Origin of the sequence: Cellulosimicrobium cellulans (assembly GCF_007679345.1) — a bacterium.
Classification (GTDB): Bacteria; Actinomycetota; Actinomycetes; order Actinomycetales; family Cellulomonadaceae; genus Cellulomonas; species Cellulomonas cellulans_A.
In genome coordinates, this window is record NZ_VEGH01000005.1 from 172,673 (window position 1) to 196,138 (window position 23,466).

At 76.0% G+C, this 23,466-nt stretch carries 17 protein-coding genes, 1 tRNA gene and 1 pseudogene; 9 read left to right on the plus strand and 10 right to left on the minus strand.

The window, feature by feature from the left end:
* Positions 1 to 10 precede the first annotated feature (10 nt).
* The 7 genes and pseudogenes from FS882_RS08670 to FS882_RS08695 all read right to left on the minus strand — a co-directional run bounded on the left by FS882_RS08670 (position 11) and on the right by FS882_RS08695 (position 9,318).
* Positions 11 to 1,474, minus strand: a complete 1,464-nt coding sequence (locus FS882_RS08670; protein ID WP_158372667.1) for a glycoside hydrolase family 1 protein — start codon at positions 1,472 to 1,474, stop codon at positions 11 to 13.
* Positions 1,471 to 2,262 carry a glucose PTS transporter subunit IIA gene (locus FS882_RS21605; RefSeq protein ID WP_316043630.1) on the minus strand — a complete coding sequence of 264 codons (792 nt, stop codon included), beginning with the start codon at positions 2,260 to 2,262 and terminating at the stop codon, positions 1,471 to 1,473. Before FS882_RS21605 ends, FS882_RS08670 begins: the two co-directional genes overlap by 4 nt.
* Positions 2,239 to 3,420, minus strand: a pseudogene (locus tag FS882_RS21610) (PTS transporter subunit EIIC); the annotation flags it as partial. The pseudogene FS882_RS21610 and the gene FS882_RS21605, both read right to left, overlap by 24 nt.
* A 58-nt stretch (positions 3,421 to 3,478) precedes the next feature.
* Positions 3,479 to 4,303 (minus strand): PRD domain-containing protein, encoded by an 825-nt coding sequence (locus tag FS882_RS08680; RefSeq protein ID WP_187365226.1) that lies wholly within the window; start codon positions 4,301 to 4,303, stop codon positions 3,479 to 3,481.
* 177 nt (positions 4,304 to 4,480) lie between these two features.
* Positions 4,481 to 6,646, minus strand: a complete 2,166-nt coding sequence (locus FS882_RS08685; RefSeq protein ID WP_262348164.1) for a DEAD/DEAH box helicase — start codon at positions 6,644 to 6,646, stop codon at positions 4,481 to 4,483.
* A gap of 247 nt (positions 6,647 to 6,893) precedes the next feature.
* Positions 6,894 to 6,966, minus strand: a tRNA-Arg gene (locus FS882_RS08690).
* A gap of 204 nt (positions 6,967 to 7,170) precedes the next feature.
* On the minus strand, positions 7,171 to 9,318 hold the full coding sequence (locus FS882_RS08695; RefSeq protein WP_158372671.1) for a SpoIIE family protein phosphatase: 2,148 nt from the start codon (positions 9,316 to 9,318) through the stop codon (positions 7,171 to 7,173).
* A gap of 130 nt (positions 9,319 to 9,448) precedes the next feature.
* Here FS882_RS08695 and FS882_RS08700 point away from each other — a divergent pair, with 130 nt between their 5' ends.
* A complete protein-coding gene (locus tag FS882_RS08700; protein WP_158372672.1) occupies positions 9,449 to 9,781 on the plus strand; it encodes a hypothetical protein in 333 nt (110 codons plus the stop codon).
* Positions 9,782 to 9,916: 135 nt separating this feature from the next.
* Here FS882_RS08700 and FS882_RS08705 read toward each other — a convergent pair whose 3' ends face one another.
* The gene (locus tag FS882_RS08705) at positions 9,917 to 10,852 is read right to left on the minus strand and encodes a glycoside hydrolase family 26 protein (RefSeq protein WP_158372673.1); all 936 of its coding nucleotides are present in this window, start codon (positions 10,850 to 10,852) and stop codon (positions 9,917 to 9,919) included.
* 135 nt (positions 10,853 to 10,987) lie between these two features.
* Between FS882_RS08705 and FS882_RS08710 the strand changes: the two genes are divergently transcribed.
* The 6 genes from FS882_RS08710 (at position 10,988) to FS882_RS20950 (ending at position 18,943) form a co-directional block, all read left to right on the plus strand.
* The gene (locus FS882_RS08710; protein WP_158372674.1) at positions 10,988 to 11,779 is read left to right on the plus strand and encodes a phosphatase PAP2 family protein; all 792 of its coding nucleotides are present in this window, start codon (positions 10,988 to 10,990) and stop codon (positions 11,777 to 11,779) included.
* Between the two features lie 76 nt (positions 11,780 to 11,855).
* Positions 11,856 to 12,749: a ribokinase gene (locus FS882_RS08715; RefSeq protein WP_158372675.1), complete on the plus strand. Its 894-nt coding sequence runs from the start codon at positions 11,856 to 11,858 to the stop codon at positions 12,747 to 12,749.
* A gap of 122 nt (positions 12,750 to 12,871) precedes the next feature.
* On the plus strand, positions 12,872 to 14,422 hold the full coding sequence (locus FS882_RS08720; protein WP_158372676.1) for an MFS transporter: 1,551 nt from the start codon (positions 12,872 to 12,874) through the stop codon (positions 14,420 to 14,422).
* An 11-nt stretch (positions 14,423 to 14,433) separates the two neighbouring features.
* Positions 14,434 to 15,546, plus strand: a complete 1,113-nt coding sequence (locus FS882_RS08725) for an aminopeptidase P family protein (protein ID WP_410053268.1) — start codon at positions 14,434 to 14,436, stop codon at positions 15,544 to 15,546.
* A 49-nt stretch (positions 15,547 to 15,595) separates the two neighbouring features.
* A complete protein-coding gene (locus tag FS882_RS08730) occupies positions 15,596 to 16,939 on the plus strand; it encodes a dipeptidase (RefSeq protein WP_158372678.1) in 1,344 nt (447 codons plus the stop codon).
* Between the two features lie 159 nt (positions 16,940 to 17,098).
* Positions 17,099 to 18,943 (plus strand): Ig-like domain-containing protein, encoded by a 1,845-nt coding sequence (locus FS882_RS20950; RefSeq protein WP_187365227.1) that lies wholly within the window; start codon positions 17,099 to 17,101, stop codon positions 18,941 to 18,943.
* A gap of 172 nt (positions 18,944 to 19,115) precedes the next feature.
* Here FS882_RS20950 and FS882_RS08740 read toward each other — a convergent pair whose 3' ends face one another.
* Positions 19,116 to 19,781, minus strand: a complete 666-nt coding sequence (locus FS882_RS08740; protein WP_158372679.1) for a response regulator transcription factor — start codon at positions 19,779 to 19,781, stop codon at positions 19,116 to 19,118.
* Entirely contained in the window at positions 19,778 to 21,133 is a 1,356-nt protein-coding gene (locus FS882_RS08745; protein WP_187365228.1) for a sensor histidine kinase, read from the minus strand. Before FS882_RS08745 ends, FS882_RS08740 begins: the two co-directional genes overlap by 4 nt.
* Positions 21,134 to 21,440: 307 nt before the next feature.
* Between FS882_RS08745 and FS882_RS08750 the strand changes: the two genes are divergently transcribed.
* Positions 21,441 to 22,130 carry a DUF4352 domain-containing protein gene (locus tag FS882_RS08750; RefSeq protein WP_158372681.1) on the plus strand — a complete coding sequence of 230 codons (690 nt, stop codon included), beginning with the start codon at positions 21,441 to 21,443 and terminating at the stop codon, positions 22,128 to 22,130.
* A gap of 243 nt (positions 22,131 to 22,373) precedes the next feature.
* Positions 22,374 to 23,420 carry a LacI family DNA-binding transcriptional regulator gene (locus FS882_RS08755; protein ID WP_158372682.1) on the plus strand — a complete coding sequence of 349 codons (1,047 nt, stop codon included), beginning with the start codon at positions 22,374 to 22,376 and terminating at the stop codon, positions 23,418 to 23,420.
* Positions 23,421 to 23,466 lie beyond the last annotated feature (46 nt).

Below are 23,466 nucleotides of genomic sequence, written 5' to 3' on the forward strand. Positions count from 1 at the left end.
CGGCCGCGCGTCAGCCGCGCAGCGACGCCCCGTTCGTCCGGATGACCTCCTGGTACCAGTCGAACGACGCCTTCGGCGTGCGCGCGAGCGTCCCGCGGCCCTCGTCGTCCTGGTCCACGTGGATCAGGCCGTACCGCTTGGACATCTGCGACGTCGACGCCGCGATGATGTCGAGCCCGCCCCAGGCGGTGTACCCGAGCACCTCGACGCCGTCCTCGATCGCCTCGCCGATCTGCTCGATGTGCGTGCGCAGGTAGTGGATCCGGTACGGGTCCTCGACCCGCCCGTCCGGCCCGACCTCGTCCTTGGCGCCCAGGCCGTTCTCGACGACGAACAGCGGCACCTGATAGCGGTCCCACATGTCGCGCAGCGCGATCCGCAGGCCGACCGGGTCGTGGTGCACGCCCCAGTCGGTGACCTCCAGGTGCGGGTTGCGGATGCTGGAGAAGATGTTGCCGCCGGTGATCCCGTACTGCGACGGGTCGGCCGCCGACACCAGCGACATGTAGTAGCTGAACGACAGGAAGTCGACGGTTCCCGCCGCGAGCTCCTCCGCGTCGCCCTCCTCCATCGCCACCGTGATGCCCCTGCGAGCCAGCAGCCGCGGCACGAACGTCGGGTACGCACCGCGCACCTGGACGTCGGTGTGCAGCAGGTTGAGGTCGTTCGCCTCCAGGGCCTCCAGCACGTCGTCGGGGGCGCTGGTCGCCGGGTAGTGCAGCATCCGGGCGAGCATGCAGCCGACCTGCGCCGTCGGGTCGATCGCCTTGATCAGCCGCACGGCGCGGGCGCTGGCCACGAACTGGTGGTGCAGCGCCTGCCAGGCCTTGGCCTCGGTGTGCTCGCCCTCGCGGGTGACCACGCCGCCGCCGGTGTACGGCTCCAGCAGCGTCGTGTTGATCTCGTTGAACGTGAGCCAGTAGGTCACCAGCGGGTGCAGCTCGCGCACGACGGTCTCGACGTACCGGGTGTACATCTCGATGACGCCGCGCTCGGACCAGCCGCCGCGGCCGTCGGCCACGAGCGCCAGCGGCATCTCGTAGTGCGACAGCGTGACGACCGGCTCGATGCCGTGGTCGCGCAGCCGGGTGAGCAGGTCCCGGTAGTAGTCGATCCCGGCCTGGTTCGGCTCCGCGTCGTCGCCGTGCGGGAAGATCCGGGTCCAGGCGATCGAGAGGCGCAGTGCCTTGATCCCGAGCTCGGCGAACAGCTCGATGTCCTCGCGGTACCGGTGGTAGAAGTCGACGCCGTACCGCTTGGGGTAGCCGGACCCGTCCTGCACGGTCCGGGCGACGGCGATCTCCTCGTCCGAGGCCCGCATCAGGGCCTCGAGCGCGGTGTAGTTGCGCGCCTCCGGGGAGCGGAACGGCACGACGTCGGCGGTGGACAGGCCCTTGCCGTCGGCGTCGAAGCCGCCCTCGACCTGGTTGGCGGCGAACGCGGTGCCCCAGAGGAATCCGTCGGGGAAGGTCATCGGGCGGTCTCCAGTGCGTGCTCGAGGGTCTCGACGGCGAGCAGGCCGGCGCCGGCGGCCACGGTGCCCGCGGCGATCGGCTCGACGCCCGCGTACGCGGTCGCGTTGGTGACGACGACGACGGTGGTCGTGTCGTGGGTGGCCGCCACGGCGGGCAGGTCGACGGTCAGCAGGCGGTCGCCGACGGACACGCGGTCGCCGTCGGCGACGTGGGCGGTGAAGCCGCGCCCGCCGAGGTTCACCGTGTCGACGCCGACGTGCACCAGCACCTCGACGCCCTCGTCGGACTTCAGCCCCACGACGTGCTTCGTCGGGAACACCGTGACGACGGTGCCGGACACCGGAGCGACGACCTCGCCGTCGGACGGCAGGACGCCGACGCCCTTGCCCATCGCGCCGCTCGCGAACGCGCCGTCGCCGACCTCGGACAGCGGGACGACGGTGCCGGCGACCGGCGACGCGACGACCGGGCCGCCGTCCAGCGCGGCGGCCGCACCGGCCGCGCGGTCCGCGTCGGAGGGCGACGAGGCCACGCCCGTCGACCCGGCCGCGGCCGCGCCGCGGGTCAGCGGAGACTCGTCGAACCCGATGACCAGCACGGCCACGAACGACCCGACGAACGCCACCGCCAGCGCCGCGACGGCCCAGCCGAAGGTCTGCCCCGCGAGGCCGGGCAGGCCCGGGAGGCCGGAGTTGCCGACGAGCGCGTACGCCTGGGCGCCGAAGCCGAGCGAGATCGCGCCACCCGCGGCGCCGCCGATCATCGAGGCCAGGAACACCCGGCGCATCGGGAGCAGCAGGCCGAACAGGCCGGGCTCGGTCACGCCCATGAGCGCGGTGAAGCCGGTCGACAGCGAGGTCGCGCGGACCGTGCGGGACCGGGCGCGCAGCGCGACGCCGAACAGCGCGCCGGCGACGGAGAACACCTGGACGTAGGTCAGCGGCAGGAACGGGTCGCTGCCGAGCGAGGCGAGGTTGCCGAGGATGAAGGGCACCAGGGCCGCGTGCATGCCGGTCATGATGATGAGCGACATCAGGCCGCCGAGCAGGATGCCCGAGAACACGCCGCCGTGGGTCAGCAGCCAGTTGAGGCCGCCGGAGATCTGCTCGCCGATGATGGCGCCGAGCGGGCCGAGCGCCACGAGGGTGACCGGGCCGACGACGACCATGCTGACCAGCGGGACGACGCTGAGGTGCAGCGCCTGCGGCAGGACCTTCTTGAGGCCGCGCTCGACCCAGGACAGCGCCCACACCGCCAGCAGCGACGGGATGACCGTGTACGAGTAGGTGGTCGCGGTGACCGGCGCGCCGAGGAACGCCACCGGGTCGCCCGCGGACAGCAGGGTCACCAGGTTCGGGTAGACCAGCGCGGAGGACAGCGCCGCGGCGACGAACACGTTCGTCTTGAACGTGCGCGCCGCGGAGATCGCGATCATCACGGGCAGGAAGTAGAAGAACGCGTCGCCGAGCGTGTAGAACAGCTGGTAGGTCTGCGTCTCGGTCGACATCCAGCCGAGCCACACGGCGAGCGCCAGGAGGCCCTTGATGAGGCCCGCGCCGGCGATGGCCGGCAGCAGCGGCGGGAAGGTCTTCGACAGGAAGCCGAAGAACCGGTCCCGGATCGAGCCGCCCGAGGCCGCGGGGGCGCCGGCGTCGACGGCGTCGTCCGCGTTCGGGTCGTTCACCTTCGCCACGAGGCCCGGGTGGGTCTCCTTGACGGCGGCGAACACCTTCGGCACGTCGTTGCCGATGATGACCTGGAACTGCTGCCCGCTGTCGTTGATCGCCTGCACGGCGCCGACGGCGCGGACCGCGGCCTCGTCGACGCGCGCGCGGTCGACGAGGCCGAACCGCAGGCGGGTGACGCAGTGGTAGAGCGAGGTGATGTTGTCCTCGCCGCCGACCGCCGCGACGATCGCGGCAGCGTCCTTCTCGTATGTCACGGTGCTCTCCTGAGCTGTCCCCGCGGGTCGCCGGAGGGGCGTCGCGGGGTGGGAGGGGGTGTCAGAGCAGGTTCGACAGGTGCAGACCGAGGTAGGTCCGCTCCTGCAGCGTCATGACGTGTCCGTGGCGCTCCTCGACGACCGCGGCCACCTTGTCGACGACCGCGAACGCCCGGGGCTGCTGCTCCACCAGGAACGCGTGCAGCCGGGGGTCGCCGCCGTCCTCGACCTCGCCGTCGACGACCCGCTGCGCGAGGAAGCGCAGGTGGGTCGCGAACCGGAGGTAGGCGTGGCGCTCGTCGTCGTCCGCGATGGCCAGCTCCTCGCGCACGACGCCGAGGACGTCGCGCATGAACTCCATGAGCCGGGCGGTCTTCTCGGACGAGCCGCCGACCGTCGCGTTCACGAAGTGCAGCGCGATGTTCACGGCCTCGTCGTCGGTGAAGGTCACCCCGAGGTGCTTGTTGAGGATCATCACGGCCGACCGCGCGAAGAGGTACTCCTCGCGGTGGATCGTGCGGACCTCGACGGCCAGCGGGTTCGCGAGGGAGATCCCCTCCCGCACCCGCTGCACGGCGTAGACGAGGTGGTCCGCCAGGGACGCGAAGATGCCGTCCCCGAACTCACGGCCCAGCGACCGGCGTGCGACCGTGACGATGTCGGCCGTGACCTGGAGGATCTCCGGCGGCACCGTGCCCACGATCGAGGCGAGGTGGTTGCCCGCGGCGTCGTCGCGGATCCGGAACACCGACTCCACGCGCTTCTCGTCGATCGCGTCGCCGGGCTTGCCCTGGAAGCCGATGGCCTTGCCGACCACGATCACGTCGCGACCGGCGGCGTCGACCGCAGCCACGACGTTGTTGTTGAGGATGCGCCGCACCTTCACGCTGTACACCTTCGTTGCAGACCTGCTCTACCGGGGCCCTCTTTGGCCTCGGCGGTGGTGTTGCCTGCAAGTGCAGTGACAAGCCGATCGGGACGCTAGCACCGGCGTCCGGGCGAAAACAACAGACCTGGTCAGGATCACCCGGTCCCGTGGGGACTCGCGGATCCCGCGCGGCGATCAGGCCGCGCTGGCACCGCCCTGCGCGGCGAGCGCGTCGGTCAGCAGCCCGACCAGCGCCTCCAGCTGCACGTCCGCGGCCGCCCCGTCCTCGACGTCGGCCCCGTCCAGCGCCCGCGCCGCGAGGCCGGACTTGCTGTCGATGAGCTCGGCGATCCGGGAGTCGACGGTCTGCGCGGCGATGACCCGCCACGCGGTGACCGGCTCGGACTGCCCGATGCGGTGGATGCGGTCGATCGCCTGGGTCTGCTCGGCGTCGGTCCAGGACAGCTCGGCGAGCACGAGGTTCGACGCGACCTGCAGGTTCAGCCCCACGCCCGCGGCGGTCAGCGAGCAGACGACGATCTGCACCTCCGGGTCCTCGACGAACGCCTTGACGTTCTTGTCGCGCTGCCGGGTGGTCTGGTCGCCGCGGATCGACGCGTACGTGATCCCCCGCTCGGCGAACGACTGCTCGGCGTGGTCCATCACGTCGACGTGCTTCGCGAAGAACACCACCTTGCCGACGTTGCGGGCCAGCTGGGCGGCGTAGTCGGCGGCCGGCGCAGCCTTGGCCTGGCCGATCCGGCGGACCATCGAGAACACGTTCTCGCCCTTGGCCTTGCCGCTGGAGTCCTTGAGCTCGGCGGCGGCGACGCGACGGGCGATGTCCTGGTCGGTCCCGAGGACCAGGCCGGACTCCCGCGCCTCGACCGCGCTGCGGAACCGCTGCATCAACCGCTCGACCAGCGCGGCCTCGGCCTCGCGGATCGACCGGCCGGCGGCGCCGTCGAGCTCGACCAGCAGGTCGGCGACCCGGCGGGCCGGGATGTCGGCGACGACGTCGGCCTTGCGGCGGCGCACGATGCCCATGTCGATGACGCACTGGCGCGCGGCGGCGGAGAACCCGCGGTCCGCCGGGGTGAGGCCGATGTCGTCCAGCGCGGTCATCAGCCGGCCGAGCGGCTTCTCGTCGTCGATCCAGCCGAGGTACTGCCAGATCGCCCGGAAGTCCTCGATGTCGTTGATGAGGGGGGTGCCGGTCAGCGCCATCAGCAGCGGGCGGGCCGCTCGCTCGCGGATCTTCTCCGCGATCGACAGCACGTGCTGCGAGCGCTGCGAGCGCTTGTTCTTGATGAAGTGCGCCTCGTCGACGACCATCCCGCGGAAGCCGTGCTCCCCCAGCCAGCCGACGTGCCGGTCGAGGATCTCGTAGTTCACGATCACGACGTCGGCGAACCCGTCGACCCGCTCGCCGTCGCCGTGCACGACGGTGGCGCGGCGCTCGGGGGTCCACAGGCCGACCTCGTGCGCCCAGTTCGTCTTCACGACGTTGGGGACGACGACCAGCAGCGGGTACGCCCCGGCGGTGCGCGCGGCGAGCAGGGCCTGCGCGGTCTTGCCGAGGCCGGGCTCGTCCGCGAGGAGGAACGTGCGGTGCCCCTGGGCGGCCGCGGTGACGACCTGCGCCTGGTGCGGCATGAGCTCGCGGCCGGGCGGCGTCGGGACGGGCGCCGGCTCGGGGAGCGGCATGCACGCGGCGACGCCGTCGCCGGACTGCTCGAAGGACCGGAACAGCGGCTCGAGCAGCTCCCAGCCGGCCAGCCGCCGGGGCTTCGCCGCGACCCGCTCGGCCGCGGCCTCGAAGTCGGGGGCGAGGAACGGGTTCGCGAGCCGGCGGGAGATCACCGACTGCGGCACCACCTGCTTGTCGGCACCCGGCGCGGGGGCGGCAGGCGCCGGCTCCTCCTCGGGCTCGGGCTCGGCCGGCACGTCGCGGCCGGCGGCCCGCAGGACGGTCGCCCGGTAGGCGCGCGCGGCGTCGGAGACGCGGGCCTCGTCGGCGAGCAGCGCCAGCAGCGTGGTGTCCCGCGCGGCGATCCGGGCCAGCTGCGTGGCGACGCCGTCGAGCCGCTTCATCAGCTCGGTGCGCTTCGCCTGGGACAGCTCCGGGTCGGCCATCGCCCGCGCGCGCTCCTCGCGCACCAGCAGCGCCACGACCTGGAACTTGGTCCGGACGGCCGGCCGCACCGGCGGGCGCTGCACCGCGCCCTCGATCTCGCGCACCACCCCGGCGAGGACGGGGATGAGCCCCTGCTCGCTCGGGCGGGCGGCGCGGCGGCGCTGGCCGCCGGGGGCGGTGCTGCTGCCCCCGCGGGCGGGTCGGCGCTGGCCGGTTCGTGCCACTTCGTCTCCTTCGTGCCTGCGTGCCGCGGCGAGGGCACGCGGGCGTGGTGCCATCGCCGCGCGGGTCCGGCGCGGACGCCGGGTGCGCGCGACGCGTCGCCGCGTGCGCCGCCCGCGGGCCCGGGGCTCGCGCCGGGGGCGGCGGGCGCCGGTGCTGCGGGCGCGCCGTGGGGCGTCCCCCCCTGTCTCGGAGGGGCGCCTCGACGGACGACCGCGGGCCGCTGGCGGCGCGCGCGGACGTCCGTCGTGCGCCTGGGCAGACTCGAACTGCCGACACCCGCTTTAGGAGAGCGGTGCTCTATCCACTGAGCTACAGGCGCGCGGGGCACGAGAGGGACGTGCTCGGGCCCGCGGACGGCGCACCGTCCGGCGTGTCCGACCGGGCTCTCGTCGGCCCCGTGCCGCGCCGGCGGACCGTGGAGTCCGCGGCGGCGCAGGATCAGCGTACCGGTGCCGCGGCCGGGGACGCGTCGGCACCGCCGTGCGCGCGCGCTCGCGCCGCGGCCGCGGCGCCCCGCCGACCGCTACGCCGGCCCGTCCCCGCTCTCGCGGGGGTGCGGCACCCCGGCCGGCGCCAGCCCGGGCAGCCGCCGCACGACGAGGACCGTGAGGTCGTCCTCCGCGTCCCCGGCGTCCTCGGCGCCCCCGGCCAGCGCCAGCACCGCCGCGGCGGCGCCGTCCGCCGTGGCGGCGCCGCGGACGACCTCCCGCACCCGCTCCAGGTCGCCGATCGACCCGCCGAGCACGTCCAGCAGGCCGTCGCTGAACGTGACGAGCACGTCCCCGGGGAGCAGGCGGGTGCGGGCCCCGACGCGCTCCGGTCCCGCGGCGATGCCGAGGGGCAGGCCGGTGGCGGGCAGGCGCCGCAGGGACCCGTCCGGCCGCACCACGAGCGACAGGCCGTGGCCGGCGTCGGCGTAGGTGAGGTCGCCGGTGGACGGGTCGAGGAAGCCGCGGAACATCGTGACGAAGGCGCCGGCGTTGACCAGGTCGGCGTCCAGGGCCCGCTCCGCGCCGGACAGGGTGGCCGCGACGTCCTCGGGGACGGGTTGCGCGCGCAGCAGCGAGCGGGTGGTGGCCGCGAGGATCGCCGCCCCGGGGCCCTTGCCCATCACGTCGGCGAGCGTGATCACCAGGCCGCCGCCGACGCGCTCCCAGTCGTAGAAGTCCCCGCCGACGCTCCCCGCGGGCACGAACCGCGCGGCGACCTCGAAGCCCGGCAGGTCGGGCGCGCGGGCGGGCAGCAGGCTGGCCTGGACGGTGGCCGCGCGCCGCAGCTCGGCCCGCTCCTCCGTGACGTCGCGCAGCACGGTCACGACGCCGCCGCCGGCGCCGTCCGGGATGCGCGTGGCGCTGAACGTCACGACCCGCGGCTGCGGCACGCCGGGGGTGCGGACCATCAGGTCGACGTCCCGGACCCGTCCCTCGACGAGCGCGCGGCGGAACGGCAGCTCCTCGTCGCGCAGCGCCGACCCGTCCAGGCGGGTCAGGCCGGCCAGGTCCGTGCGGCTGTCGCCGGGGTCCAGGTCGACCCGGCCGGTGAGCAGCCGCGCCGCGGTCGGGTTGCGCACGACCACCCGGCCGCCGGCGTCGACCACCCGCACGCCCTCGGACATGGTCTCCAGGACCGACGTGAGCAGGGCCGCCTGCGCCTGCGCCCGGTCCCGCGCCACGGAGAGGGCGCCGACCAGCCGGCGACGCTCCTCGCCGGCGAGCGCCAGCGCCATGCCGATCACGGTCAGCAGCCCGACGTACAGCTGCGCCACCCCGACCTGCAGGCCCGGGTCGGGCAGGTTCGCCATCGGGCCGCTCCCGGCCAGCGTCATGACGACCACCACGGACCCGCAGAGGCTGGTGTGCACCACGACCGCGGAGGTCGGCAGGCGCGACCCCGCCCAGACGGTGAACGCGATGAGCGGGAACACCACCGCGAGCTCCCACTGCGACAGGAACCACAGGACGTAGGCGGCCGGGGCGAACAGCAGCGCCCCGAGGACGTCGAGCCGGTGCCCGTCGGCCCACCACCCCGGGCCGCCGCGCGCGGCCCGCGGCAGGTGCCGGTCGTGCAGCGCGCCGCCGACGGTCCAGCCCAGCAGGCCGATCGTGAGGATGCTGACCGTGTTGCGCGCCGACCACAGCAGCGCCGTCTCCCAGGTCGTGCCCTGGCCCGTCAGGGCGACGGCGAGCTGGGCCAGCGGCGCCGACGCCAGCGCCCCGGCCGCCGCGCCGAACACCAGCCACCACAGCTCCGTGACGCGGTCGAGCTGCCGGTACCCGCGCGCCGCCCACAGCCGGGGCGCGTACCGGGCGACGACCAGGACGCAGAGCACGGCCTGCAGCGTCGCCGCGACGCCGCCGACCAGGGCCGTCCCGGGCGACGCGCCGGTCACCAGCACCGCCGCCGCCGTGATGCTCGCGAGCAGCACCCAGTCCAGCCACGGCCACGGGCGCCGGGCCCGCGCGACCAGCCAGAGCACCGAGACGCCGGCCGCCGGCCAGACCAGGCTCACCCGGGCGCCGGGGACGAGGGTCTCCCTGCCGGCCACGCACGCCAGGGCGTACACGACGCCGAGCACCAGCAGGACGCGGGCGTCGCGCGGGCCCGGCGTCCGCCGGCGTGCCCGCGCCGCGGACTCCACGTGCTCTGCCGTCCCCCCTGCCGCTGCTGCCACCTCCGCAGGCTACGGGGCGGCTGCCGTGCCGCCCAGTCCCCCGCGGCGACTCCGGTCGGCGCGCGCACCGCGCGGGTTTCACCCGGCGAGCAGTTGCCGCGGGCGTGGCGTGGTCGGAGCCTCGTGAGACATGACACCCAGCCACGACGGCCCCGGGGCGCTCCCCCGCTTCGCGGCGCTCGACCCCGAGTCGTTGCGGGCGGCGCAGATCGTGGTGCTCCACCAGCCGCGCGCGAGCGCCGCCGAGGTGGTGTGGTGCCTCAGCCTGACGGACCGGGCCGGGCGCCCGGTGGCCCGGGAGGCCGTCCCGGTCCCCCCGGTCGACGAGTGCCTCGCGCAGCTCGCGGCGGAGGCGCACCTGCGCCTCGTGGGGATGCAGGTCGAGGGCGACTGGCACCGCAGCCGGGAGGGCGACGACCTGCGGCACTACGCGCGCGTCGGCCCCGCGGAGCCCGGGCGCTGACCCGGAGCCCGAATGGATCCGTTCGTACGGACACGCGCGGGCGTGTTCGTGCGAACGGGTCCATTCGCGCGACCCCGGTCGGCCGTACGGGGGCCCGTGCGGTCCACCGCGGCGCGGGCCGCCGCACGCACCGCCTCAGCCCGCCACCGCGGACCGGAACGCGGCCAACGACCCCGCCGAGCTGGCGATCCGCCAGTCCGTCTCCTTGGTCTCGTCGAACCAGACGACCCCGGCGACGTCGCCCTGCGCCGCCGCCCAGCCGAACAGGTCCGTCACCCACCTGGCCTTGTCGCCGCCCTGCTCGGTCGACGCGGTCTCGGTGACCAGGATCCGCTTGCCGGGCGCGACCCGCCGCACCTCCGCCACGGTCGGGCCGAGCACCTGGGCCGGGCTCTGCCACACGGCCCCGCGGCGCGAGGTCCCCCAGTTGTAGCCGTCGACCCCGACGACGTCGACGTGCTCCGCGCCCGGGTACACCGCGGCCAGTGGCGTCGAGCCGGGGAACGCGACGTTCGGCGACCACACGCGCACCACCCGGGTCGCGCCGCGCGAGCGCAGCAGGTCGTGGACCCGGCGCCACACCGCGACGTACTGCGCGGCGGTGTTCCCGTTGACGCCCACGGCCCACGGGTAGCCGCCGGCGTTCATCTCGTGCGCGAACCGCAGGTGCACGGGGCCGCCGTACGCGGCGAGCGCGTCGCCCCAGCGCCGCACGGTGGCGTCGAAGTCGCCCGCGAGGAACCGCGCCAGCGCGAACGCCTTCTGGCTGCGGCGCGCGGGGTCCCAGGGCTCCCAGGTGAGCACCGGCACGACGCCGGCGGCGGACACCGCCGCGAGCTTCGCGGGGTCCGGCGCCTCCACGAACGAGGCGTACCAGAGCGCGTACGCCGGGGCCGCCCCCAGCGCGGTGGTCCGCCGCGCCCAGGTGGCGGCGTCCCACGGCCCCCACGGCACCGTGAGCCCGAACGGGACCCGCCCCGCGGCCACGGCGGCGGGGACGGCGGCGGGCGCCGCGGACAGCGCGAGCGCGGAGGCGGAGAGCGCGAGGAAGTCGCGCCGGGAGACGGGCATGCGACGGTCATCGGTGCCGACCGGTGCGCCGTGAGGGTTCCTGAGCCTCGCGGCGGGGTGATCCGGCCGGTGCCGCGGGGCCCCGGGGGCCCGGCTCGGCGGGCGGCCACCCGCCTCCCCTGCGACGATCACCCGATGCCGACCGAGCCCTGGTACCGACGCGCCGCCCGCACGACGGGCCGGTCCGCGCGCGCCGTCTGGGCCCGGCGGTCCGAGGTCCGCGACCCGAACTCCGGCGCGGCGATCCTCATCGGCGTCCTGCTGGTCGTCGCGGGCATCACGGTGCTGCTCGTCATGCTGGACTCCGTCCGGGAGGGCGACGACCTGGCCGAGGCCGACACCCCGGTGCTCGACTGGCTGGTCGCCGCCCGCGGGCCGGGGCTGACCGCGTTCCTCGAGGCGGTGTCCGCGGTGACGGGGCCGAGCGTGCTGCCGGTGGTGGTGGTCGCGGCGTGCCTGGTGTGGGGCCTGGTGACGCGGTCCTGGTGGCAGCCCGCCCTGCTGGCCGGGGCGATGGTGCTGTCGACGCTGGTGTCCGTCACGGTCAAGGCGGTCGTCGGCCGCCCGCGACCGCCGCTGGACACGATGGTGGTGCCCGGGTCGGAGACGACCTACTCCTTCCCGTCGGGGCACACGGTCGGGACGGCGACCTTCCTGCTCACCGCGGGGTACCTGGTGTGGATCCGCAGCCCGCACGTGCGCTCCCTCGTGCTGTGGGCGCTGGCGACCCTGGCGGGCATCGCGCTGGTGGCCGGCAGCCGGCTGTACCTCGGGTACCACTTCCTCACGGACGTCACCGCCGGGTTCGCGCTCGCGGTGGCGGTGCTCGGCGCGGTCGTCGTGGTCGACCGGCGGCGCGCGGTCCGGGCGGCGCGGATGACCGCCGGGGCCGGGGGCGACGACGCGGGGGCCACGCCGGCGGGCTGACGCCGCACGCCCGGGGTGAGGCGGGCAGGATGGCAGCGCGGGCACCTGCGCCCGCACCGTGCCGAAGGAGACGGACGTGGCGCGTGACGTCGTCGTCGTGGGGTCGATCAACGCCGATCTGGTCGTGCAGGTCGAGCGGCACCCGCTGCCCGGGGAGACGCTGCTGGGCCGCACCTCCGTGGTGCTGCCCGGCGGCAAGGGGGCGAACCAGGCCGTCGCCGCCGCGCGCCTCGGGGCGGACGTCGCCATGGTGGGCGCCGTGGGCGAGGACGCGAACGCGACGACCGCCCTCTCCGGCCTTCGGGACGCGGGAGTCGACCTCACGCACGTGCGCACCGTGGACGCCCCGACCGGCCTCGCCGTGGTGACGCTGTCCGACGGCGGCGAGAACACGATCGTCGTGGTGCCCGGGGCCAACGCCGCGGTCGGCGAGCGCGCGGTGGACGAGGCCGCCGACGTGGTGACGGACGCCCGGGTCTGCGTGGTGCAGGCCGAGATCCCGCTGGCCACGGTCGCGCACGTGGCGCGGCTCGCGGCCGCGGGCGGCACCCGGCTGGTGCTCAACGTCGCACCCGCGGCGGAGCTGCCCCTGGAGACGGTGCTGGCCGCCGACCCTCTGGTGGTGAACGAGCACGAGGCCGCCACCCTGCTCGGGCGGCGGTTCGCGGACCCCGGGGACGCCGCACGCGAGCTCGCCGCCCGAGGTGTGCGGTCGGTCGTCGTCACGCTCGGGGCGGGCGGGGTCGTCGGCGCCGAGAACGGGGCGACCTGGTCGCTGCCCGCCCGGACGGTCGACGCGCTCGACACGACCGGTGCGGGCGACGCGTTCGTCGGCGCCCTCGCTGCGGGGATCGCCGACGGGCTCGCGGTCGAGCAGGCCGCGGTGCTCGCCACCCGGGTGGCCGCGGCGTCGGTGACACGGCTCGGGGCGCAGCCGTCGTACCCGTGGCGAGGCGACGACCTGCCCTGACGGAGCCGACCCTGCGGGGATGCTCACCCCCACCGGGTGAACGGTTCCGACGGCTCCGCGGCCTACGGTCGAGCCACCGGGCGATCGGGCCGCAGCGGGCAGCCGGATGAGGGGGGTCGACGATGACCGACGCGCGCACCACCGCACGGGGCGCGGGCAGCGTCCTGGCGGCCACCTGCCTGTCCACCCTCGTCGTCAACGCGAACACCTCGGCGGTGAGCATCCTGCTCCCGGCGATCAGCGCCGACACCGGGACGTCGGTGGACACGCTGCAGTGGGCGGTCACCGGCTACTCCCTGGTCGGTGCCGCGGTCATCATCACGGCCGGGTCGCTGGGCGACGTGTTCGGACGCAAGCGGGTGTTCCAGCTCGGCCTGCTGCTGTTCGTGCTGTCCTGCGTGCTCATCGCGCTGTCCCAGGACGGGGCCGGGGTCATCGTCGGCCGGCTGATCCAGGGCGCCGCCGGGTCGACGATCCTGGCGTGCGGGCTGAGCCTGCTGTCCGTCGCCAGCGACGGCGAGGACCAGCTCCGGTCGGTGTCGCTGTGGGGGGCGGCCGCGGCGGTCGGCGCGGCGGCGGGGCCGCTGCTCGGCGGCGTGCTGGTGGACCTGACGGGCTGGCAGGGGCTGTTCTGGATCGACGCGGGGGTCGGCGTCGTCTGCATGGTCCTCACCTACCTCACCGTCGCCGAGTCGAAGGACCCGAACCGGTCGCGCACCATCGACTACCTCGGCACGGTCCTGGTCGCGCTGACCCTGGCCGCCCTGATCCTCGGCGTGAGCAAGAGCGGCGACTGGGGCTGGCTGTCGGCCGCGACGATCGGCTGCCTGGTGGTCAGCGTCGTCGCCGGCTGGCTGTTCGTGGTCGTGGAGAAGCGGGTCGCGGTGCCGCTGCTGGACCTGGCGCTGTTGCGCAACCGGATCCTGGTCGGGGCGACGCTCGCCATCCTCATCGGCGCGGGCACGATCAACGGCCTGATGTACCTGCTGAGCCTCTACTTCCAGGACCCCGCCGCGCTGGGGTTCTCGTCCCTGCAGGCCGGGCTCGCGACGCTGCCGGCGACCGTCGGCCTCGTGGTCGTGGCGCCGCTGGTGCCGCGGATGACCAAGCGGGTCGGCGGCCGGCAGGTCATCGGCGTCGGCTTCCTGCTGACCACGGCCGGGTTCGTGGTCGTCGGGTTCGTGCAGGCCGGTTGGGGGTACGGGGCGTTCCTGCTGCCGCTGATCGCGATCGCGGTCGGGATGGGCCTGTCGAACGGGCCGTCGTCCTCCGCCGCGACCGCGGTCGTGCCCGAGGAGCAGGTCGGCGCGGCCTCCGGCGTCTCGAACATGGCCCGGTACGTCGGTGCGGCGGTCGCGACCGCCATCGCGGCCACCGTGTACGCGTCGGTGGGCGCGGACCGGGCCGCGGCAGGCGCCTCGCCGTCCGACGCGCTGTCCTCCGGGCTGGCCGCGGCGGCCTGGGTGATGGCCGTGCTGAGCGCCCTCGGCATCCTGCTCGCGGTGGTCGCGATCCGGCGGCACCGCGCGGCGCAGGGCACGGTGCAGGACTCGGCCGCGGCCGCCGCGGCGCACCTGATCACCATCCCGACCTCCGCCGCGGGGGCGGTGTCGCGGACGGCGGCCGGCCCCGCGGACCGCCCCGCACCCACCACCCCGGGAGAGCCCTCGTGACCGCCACCGCCATCGCCCCGTTCACCCGCGACGACTACGCCGCCCGCATGGCGTGGGTCGTCGCGGACGCCGGTGCCGCCGGGCTCGACGGGGTGCTCGTCACCCCCGGCCCCGACCTCGTGTGGCTCACCGGGTACCAGCCGACGGCGATCACGGAGCGGCTGACCCTGCTGGCGCTCACCGCCGACCGCGAGCCCACGCTGGTCGTGCCGCGGCTCGAGCGCCCCGACGCCGAGGGCGCGGCGGGGACGGCGGCGACGGCGGTCGTCGACTGGGTGGACGGCGCCGACCCGTACGCCGCGGCGGGCGCCGTGCTCCGCGACGGCGCCCGGTACGCCGTGTCCGACAGCGCGTGGGCCCTGCACCTGCTCGGGCTCCAGGCGGCGCTGCCCGGCACCGGGTTCCACGCCGTCACCGACCGGCTGCCGATGCTGCGCGCCGTGAAGGACCCCGACGAGCTCGCGCGCCTCGCCGCGGCCGGGGCCGCCGCCGACGCGACGTACGAGCAGGTCCTGCACGTGCCGTTCGCCGGCCGCCGGGAGACCGACGTCGCCGCCGACCTCGCCGACCTGCTCCGCGAGCACGGCCACGAGCAGGTCGACTTCACCGTGGTCGGCTCGGGACCCAACGGGGCGAACCCGCACCACGAGGCCGGCGAACGGGTCATCGAGGACGGCGACTGCGTGGTGCTCGACTTCGGCGGGCTGCTGGCGGGGTACGGCTCGGACACCAGCCGGACGGTGAGCGTCGGCGAGCCGGGCGCCGAGGTGCGCGAGGTGCACGAGGTGGTGCGGCGCGCGCAGCAGGCCGGGGTCGACGCGGTGCGGCCGGGCGTCGCCTGCCAGGACGTCGACCGGGCCGCGCGGGCCGTGATCGCGGACGCCGGGTACGGGGAGCGGTTCATCCACCGCACCGGGCACGGCATCGGCGTGACCACGCACGAGCCGCCGTACGTCGTCGAGGGCGAGGAGCTGCCGCTGGTGCCGGGGATGTGCTTCTCGGTCGAGCCCGGGGTGTACCTGCCGGGGCGGTTCGGGGTGCGGATCGAGGACATCGTGACCGTCACCGCGGACGGGGTGCGGCGGCTGAACACCACCTCGCGCGAGCTGCGGGTCGTGGGGTGAGCGCGGGGCCGGTCCCGGCGTCGCGCGCGGAGCACGGGAGGAGCACGTCGTGGACCTGAGCGAGCGGGTGGCGGAGCAGATGCCGCGCGTCCGGACGGAGCTGGCCGAGCTGGTGGCGATCCCGTCGGTCGCCGACCCCCGGCAGTTCCCGCCCGAGGCGTGCGCGCAGGCGGCGGCGTGGGTGGCCGACGCGTTCCGGGAGGTCGGGTTCGCCGACGTCGCGCTGCACCGCACCGCCGACGGCAGCGACGCGGTCGTCGGCTCGCGACCCGCCGCGGACCCCGGCGCGCCCACCGTGCTGCTGTATGCCCACTACGACGTGCAGCCGCCGCTGGACGACGCGGCCTGGCGGACGCCGCCGTTCACCCTGACCGAGGTCGACGGGCGCTGGTACGGCCGCGGCGCCGCCGACTGCAAGGGCAACATCCTCATGCACCTGGCGGCGCTGCGGGCACTCGGCGACGACGTGCCGGTCAATCTGCGGCTCGTCGTCGAGGGGTCCGAGGAGCAGGGCACCGGCGGGCTCGAGGACTTCGTGCCCCGGAACGCCGACCTGCTGCGGGCCGACGCGGTGCTGGTCTGCGACACCGGGAACGCCGCCGTCGGGGTGCCCGCGGTGACCGTCAGCCTGCGCGGCATGGTGAACGTGGTGGTGCGGGTCGACGCCCTGCACACCGAGCTGCACTCCGGGATGTTCGGCGGCCCGGCCCCGGACGCGCTCGCCGCGCTCGTCACGGTGCTGGCGTCGCTGCGGTCCGCCGACGGCGACACGACGGTGCGCGGGCTCGACCACACCCAGACCTGGGACGGCGCGCCGTACGACCCGGACACGTTCCGCGCCGACGCGCAGGTGCGCCCCGGGGAGGCGCTGCTCGGGTCCGGGACCGTGTCCGACATGCTCTGGGCCCGGCCGGCGCTGACCGTGCTCGGCATCGACTGCCCGCCCGTCGTCGGGTCCACGGCCGCGATCGTGCCGCGGGCCGCCGCCCGGCTGAACCTGCGCATCCCGCCGGGCACCGCCCCCACCGACGCGCTGGCGGCGCTCACGGCGCACGTCACCGAGGCGGCGCCGTGGGGGGTCGCGGTGTCGGTGGACGTCGAGGCGACCGGGTCGCCGTTCCGGGCCGCCACCGACGGGCCGGCCTACGACGCCATGCGGTCGGCGATGCGCGAGGCGTTCGGGCGGGACATGGTGCTGCTCGGGCAGGGCGGGTCGATCCCGCTGTGCACGGTGTTCGCGTCGACGTACCCGGACGCGGAGATCCTGCTGCTCGGGGTCGAGGAGCCGCAGGCGCTGATCCACGCGCCGAACGAGAGCGTCGACCCGCGCGAGATCGAGCGGCTGGCGACGGCGGAGGCGCTGTTCCTGCAGCGGTACGCGGGGCGAGCCTGAGACCGAGGTCCCTGGCGGTCGCCGGTTGCGTCCGATAGGGGGAACGCCCTGCTGAGGACGGCGCACGCTGCCGTACGGTGACGGCGAGCCCGCACGCCACCGCGACCCGACCGGGTCCCCCCGTGGCCTGCGACGACCCCCCGACGGGACCCGCCACGCATGCGCCGCACCCTCGCCGCCCCGATCCTCGCGCTCGCCCTGGCGGCCGCACCCGTCCTGGCCGTCGCCGCCCCCGCCGCCGCCGCACCGCCGAGCGCGACGGTCGTCGTCGCCGAGCCGATGCTGGCCATCGGCCGGACGTCCGTGGTCACGATCACCTTCTCCGAGCCGGTCACCGGGTTCGACACGGGCGACATCGTGGCCGACGGCGGCACGATCACCGACCTGGCGACGTCGGACAACATCACCTTCACCGCGCTGCTCACCCCCGCGCCCGACGTCGAGGTGCGGAACGGCGCGGTCGTGGTGGCCAACCACGGCGTCGTCGACGGCCTCGGCGTCCCCGGGACCGGGACGAGCAGGTCGAACGCGTACTGGGTCGACACGGTGCGGCCCGTCGGGGTCGTCACGCTCGGCAGGACGAGCCTGCGCGTCGGTGACACCGCGACCGTGACCATCGCGTTCGACGAGGCGGTCACCGCGTTCACCGCCGCCGACCTCGTCGCGCAGAGCGGCACGGTCAGCGGCCTGTCGAGCAGCGACGGCGGCATCACCTGGACCGCGACGCTCACGCCCGCGGCCGGCGTGACCGCGACCGGCCAGGTCCTGACCGTCGTCAACGGCGGCGTCGCGGACCTGGCCGGCAACACCGGCGCCGGCACCAGCAGCTCCCCGCCGTACTCCGTGGACACCCAGCGGCCGACGGCGAGCATCGCGGCCAGCCCCGCGACGGTCCGGGCCGGCGAGACCGCCACCGTCTTCGTCACGTTCTCGGAGCCGGTGTCCGCGCCGGCCGGCATCGGGCTCGCCGCGACCGGCGGCACGCTCACCCCGGCGACCAGCGGCGACGGCGGCAGCACCTGGACCTCGACCTTCACCCCCGCCCCGGGCGTGCGGGGCACCGCCGCCCTCACGCTGGACGTGTCGGCCGTGACCGACCTGGCCGGCAACGTCGGCTCCGGGACCGTGGTCGGCCCGGTCCTCGACGTGCGCACCGTGCCGCTCACCGCGACCGTCGACGTGTCCGCCCCGCGCCTCACCACCACGACGACCGCCCGCCTCACCGTCACGTTCTCCGAGCCGGTGGCCGCGGGCGTCGCGGCGGCCCTGAGCGCCCCCGGCGCCACGCTCGGCTCGCTGGGCTCCGCCGACGGCGGCACCACCTGGACCGGCACGCTCACCGGCGCGGCCGGCACCGAGTCCGGGCCCGTCGCGGTCACCCTCGACCTCGCCGCGCTCCGCAGCACGGACGACAACGCCGGGACCGGCACGGTCTCCTCGACCGCGTACACCGTCGACACCGTGGCGCCCACGGCGACCCTCGCGCTCGCGACCGACCGGGTCACCGGCCCGACGACGCTGACGATCACGTTCTCCGAGCCGGTGACCGGCCTCGCGCTCACGGACCTGGTCGCCGACGCGGGCGTCCTGTCCGACCTGGCGACCGCCGACGGCGGCAGCACCTGGACGGCGACCTACACGCCGGACGCGGGCGCGGCGGTGGGGACGACGACCATCCGGCTCGACCTGCCCGGGGTGACCGACCTCGCGGGCAACGCGGGCGCGTCGGCGGCGCTGTCGGCACCGTTCGCGGTGGCGGCGGGCGGGGGCGGGGCCGGTGCGGGCGGGCCGGGCGCGGTGGCGCCGGGCGCGGTGGCGGCGCCTGGCGCCGGCGTGCCCGCCGCCTCCGGCGCGGGCGACCCCGCGGACGCGCCGGCCGGGGCGGCGCAGCTCGCCCGGACGGGCGCGGGCGTCACCGGGCCGCTCGCAGCCGCTGCGGCCCTGCTGCTCGCCGGCGCCGCCGCGCTCGGGCTCGGCTCGCGCCTCCGCCCCGCGCGGGCGTGACCGGCCCGCCCGGCCCTCCTCCCTCCCCCACGGCAGACCGCCGCGAGGGCAACCGACACGTCGAGCGAGTACCCAGCGGCTACTCGCTCGACGTGTCGGATACCCCCTCGGCGCGCGGGGCGGCGGGACGGGCCAGGGCGCACACGCGCGGGAGGGCCACCGCCGGCCGCCCTCAGGAGGCCGCGCCGCCCGGGTCCAGCCCTGCGCGGTCGACGATCACCGCGAGCTGCGACCGCGTCGCCACCCCGAGCTTCGCCATCGCCCGGCTGAGGTGCGCCTTGACCGTGGAACCCGACCGGAACGTCAGCTCGCCGATGGCGTCGTTCGACAGCCCCTCGGGCACGTAGGCGGCGACCTCGAGCTCGGCCTCCGTGAGCACGGCGAGCTGCCGGCGGGCTTCGTCGCGCCGGCCGCGGTCGGGGTCGCCCGCGACGTGCCGGGTCAGGCTGCCGGCCGCCGCGTGGTCCAGCGCCCCGTCCCCGGCCGCGACCCGGCGGACGGCATCGGCGATCGCGCCGGGGTCGGAGTCCTTCGCGAGGAAGCCCGCGGCCCCCGCGCGGACCGCCGCCAGGACGGTCTCGTCCGTGCCGAACGACGTCAGGGCGATGACGCCGGGCGGCTCCGGGAGCGCGCCGAGCGCGACGATCGCGTCGAGACCCGGCACCCGGGGCATGTGCAGGTCCATCAGCACGACGTCCGGTCGGTGCGCCTGCACCGCCGGGACCACCTCGTCGCCGTCGGTCGCGTAGCCCACGACGGCGATGTCCTGCGCGCTGAGGATGCTGGTGAGCAGGGTGCGCACCAGGGCGTCGTCATCGACGACGAGGACACGGATCACATCGACGAGGGTAGGCCTTCGTCACCCCCGGCGGGGGCGGGGCCGCCACCCGACGACCACGGCAGGTGCGCCTCGAGCACGTGCCAGCCCTGGTCGACCCGCACCTGGACGGACCCCCCGACCAGCGCAGCGCGCTCGCGCATGCCCAGGAGCCCGGAGCCGGTGCCGTCGGCGGCCGGCCGCACGCCCGGCACCAGCGGGTTCACCACCCGGACGTCCACGCCGGACGTGGCGGACGCCCGGACCGCGACCTCGACCGGCCTCCCCGGGGCGTGCTTCAGCGCGTTGGTCAGCGCCTCCTGGACGATCCGGAACGTCGCACGCGTCAGCGCGGGCGACGCGTCCCGGCCGTCGTTGACGAACACGGTGCTGGTGACCCAGCGACCCTGGCGGCGGGCGGCGTCGAGCAGCCCGGCGAGGTCGTCCAGGGTGGCGCCCGCCGCGCCGGGCGCGAGGGCGTCGTCGCCGGCGCGCAGGGTCGAGATCAGGCCGCGCATCTCGGCGATCGCCTGCTGCGCCGAGGACCGGACCTGCTGGGCCGCGGCGCGCACCTGGCCCTCGTCCGCGCCTCGCTGCACCTCGAGCGCCGAGGCCTGCAGCGAGATCAGCGAGATGTGGTGGGCGACCGTGTCGTGCACCTCCCGGGCGATCAGCTCCCGCTCCTCCTGCCGCGTCATCCGGTCGTGCAGCGTGTCCGCGCGCGCCGCCTGCGCCTCGGTGTCGGCGACGGCGCGCGCGGTCTGCGCCCGTGAGGACCGCAGCATCCCGGCGGCCACCGCGGCCCCGACGCACACCAGACCGAGCACCACCAGGGCGAGCGGGGACGCCACGAGCACCTCGCCGGTCGCCTGATCGGTGGCCGACAGGATGACGTGCTCCGGCGGTCGGGAGGCGTCTCGCCACAGCGCGACCGCCGTCGCACCCGCGACCGCCGCGGTGCACGCCCAGGCCACCCGGCGGGACGCCGCCACGAACACCCACGGGAGCGCGATCAGCGCGGTGACCGAGTCGAGAGGGAGCACCAGCGTCGCGCCGGCGCTCGCCAGCACGATCGGGACCGCCCAGCGCCGGCGCGCGACGAGGAACCCGGCACCGGCGAGACCGACGAGCAGGGTCAGGGCGTCCAGCCCGGTCACCTCACCCGTGCCGCGCGCGTTCGAGGCGAACGCCATCGCCGCCGTGGCCGAGAACGCGGCGAGCGTGACGGCACCGACCGTCCCCGCGGACGACCACCAGGGTCGCCTCGGGCGCGGGGCGGCCGCACCGTGGGCCGGGGCCGGACGCGGCACCGGGTAGGGCGGCGGGCCGTACGTCGGGATGGTCCGGTGACCCGGAGCTGCTGGCCCGCGCACCGGGCCACCCCGGTGCCCCCCGGTCGGCGCCCGCGGCGGGGTGGCGCCGTACGGGGGCGGCCCCGGGCGCCGTCCCGGCGGCGGGGTCGCCGGACCCGGCGCGGAGGGAGAGGACATGGCGTCAGCGTACGGACGGCCGAAGCCCCTCACGTCGGCCGACCGGGCGGTCCGCGGGCGCCGAGACCTGCCCGATCGGGCACAGCGGCTCTGACCGCCCGGCCGACGACCCGAGGGCACCCCGCTCGGCAGGGTTCTGGCTCGTCAGGGCGCCACCTCCGACGCCCGCCCCGCACTCCGAGGAGCAGTCATGTCGCAGGTCCCCCCGCCTCCCGCCCAGCCCTACCCCACCGCGCCGCTTCCCGGTGGCGGGCCGGTGCCGGGCCCGCCGGCCCCCGCGCCGAAGCGGTCCTGGTTCGCCCGGCACAAGGTGCTCACGACGCTCGGCGCCCTCGTCGTGCTCGTCGTGGCCGTCGGGGTCGCGGGTGGCGGGTCGGACGACCCCGCCCCGGCCACCGCCACGCCCGCCGGCTCCACCGCCGCGGACGCGGGTGAGGCCGTCGAGCAGCCCGCGGCGGAGGCACCCGCCCCCGCCGCGGAGGCGCCGGCCGGCATCGGGACCCCGGTGCGCGACGGCACGTTCGAGTTCACCGTGACCTCGGTCGAGGCGGGGGTCACCCGTGTCGGCAGCGACCTGATCGGGCAGGACGCGCAGGGGCAGTACGTGCTCGTGCACCTGACGGTCGCCAACATCGGGACCGAGGCCCAGTACTTCTCCGACAGCTCCCAGAAGGCCTTCGACGCCCAGGACCGCCAGTTCTCGGCCGACAGCGCCGCCGGCGTCTACCTCGACGGCAACAACACCCTGCTGAACCAGATCAACCCCGGCAACACGGTCACCGGCACCGTGGTGTACGACGTGCCCGCGGACGCGACGCTCACCCGGCTCGAGCTGCACGACTCGCCGTTCTCGGGCGGCGTGGAGGTCGCCCTCGGCTGAGCCGGCAGGCGGTCTCCGGCTGCGGGTGCGCGGCGCGCGGGCGTGGCCCCCTCCGGCCCGCGCCCGCGCCCGCTCGGATCGCCGAGCGAGCAACCGACACGTCGAGCGAGTAGCCCGCGGGTACTCGCTCGACGTGTCGCGTACCCGCTCGGCACGGGGAGCGCCGGCGGTGGACGGCCTCGCCGGAGGGCGGCGGCGAGCCCTAGAGTCCCCAGACAGCCCACACGCGCGGGAGGACCACCGATGGCCAGGACGCGGCGCGCCGGCGCCCAGCCCGCGCGGACGACGATCGCCGACATCGCCAAGCACGCCGGCGTCTCCCCCACCGCGGTGTCGTTCGCGCTGAACGACCGCCCCGGACTCAGCGACGAGACCCGGCAGCGCATCCTGGCCGCCGTCGCCGAGCTCAACTGGCGCCCGAGCATCGCGGCCCGCGCGCTGACCGGGATGCGGTCCGACACGGTCGGCCTGGTCGTGGCCCGGCCGGCGCGGACGCTGGGCATCGAGCCGTTCTTCGCGCAGCTCACCTCCGGGCTCCAGGCCCGGCTGTCGACGCACGTCGTCGCCCTGCACCAGCTCGTCGTCGAGGACGTCGCCGCCGAGCTCGAGGTCTACCACCGGTGGGCGGCCGAGAAGCGGGTCGACGGGCTGGTGGTCGTGGACCTCGAGCGGGACGACCCGCGGCCGGCGGCGGTCCGGGGGCTCGGGCTCCCGGCGGTCGTGCTGGGCGGCACCGGGGTGCCCGGCCCGCTGCCCGCGGTGTGGGTCGACGACTACGCCGCGATGGCGCAGATCGCCGAGCACCTCGCCGGCCTCGGCCACCGCCGGCTCGGGCACGTCGGCGGCATCCCCGCGTACGAGCACTCGGCCCGCCGGGTCGCCGCGCTGCACGACGCCTCCCGGCGCCTGGGCCTCGAGGTGGCGCACGAGGACACCGACTACTCCGAGTCGGCGAGCGCGGCGGCGACCCGGCTGCTGCTCGACCGGCCGGACCGCCCGACGGCGATCGTCTACGACTCGGACGTCGCGGCGCTCGCCGGGCTGGGGGTCGCCTCGACGCTCGGGGTCCGGGTGCCGGACGACCTGTCGGTGGTGTCGTTCGACGACTCCGAGCTCGCGCGGCTGGTGCACCCCGCCCTGACGGCGCTCAGCCGGGACACCCACGCCCTCGGGATGCTCGTCGCGGACACCCTCCTCGCGGTCGTCGCGGGGCAGGACGTCGACCCGGTCGTCATCGCGCCGGGCCCGGTGCTCGTCCCTCGGGCGAGCACGGCGCCGCCGCGGCGCTGAGCGGCACGCATCCGGCTGTTGTGCCGGGCGCCGCGCCTCGCTACGG

What these genes read in the sequence shown, in the direction of transcription:
- FS882_RS08670 (WP_158372667.1), bottom strand. Translation starts at nt 1,474, where the DNA reads ATGACCTTCCCCGACGGATTCCTCTGGGGCACCGCGTTCGCCGCCAAC.
- FS882_RS21605 (WP_316043630.1), bottom strand. Translation starts at nt 2,262, where the DNA reads ATGCGCCGGGTGTTCCTGGCCTCGATGATCGGCGGCGCCGCGGGTGGC.
- FS882_RS08700 (WP_158372672.1), top strand. Translation starts at nt 9,449, where the DNA reads ATGACACCCAGCCACGACGGCCCCGGGGCGCTCCCCCGCTTCGCGGCG.
- FS882_RS08705 (WP_158372673.1), bottom strand. Translation starts at nt 10,852, where the DNA reads ATGCCCGTCTCCCGGCGCGACTTCCTCGCGCTCTCCGCCTCCGCGCTC.
- FS882_RS08710 (WP_158372674.1), top strand. Translation starts at nt 10,988, where the DNA reads ATGCCGACCGAGCCCTGGTACCGACGCGCCGCCCGCACGACGGGCCGG.
- FS882_RS08720 (WP_158372676.1), top strand. Translation starts at nt 12,872, where the DNA reads ATGACCGACGCGCGCACCACCGCACGGGGCGCGGGCAGCGTCCTGGCG.
- FS882_RS20950 (WP_187365227.1), top strand. Translation starts at nt 17,099, where the DNA reads ATGCGCCGCACCCTCGCCGCCCCGATCCTCGCGCTCGCCCTGGCGGCC.
- FS882_RS08750 (WP_158372681.1), top strand. Translation starts at nt 21,441, where the DNA reads ATGTCGCAGGTCCCCCCGCCTCCCGCCCAGCCCTACCCCACCGCGCCG.
- FS882_RS08755 (WP_158372682.1), top strand. Translation starts at nt 22,374, where the DNA reads ATGGCCAGGACGCGGCGCGCCGGCGCCCAGCCCGCGCGGACGACGATC.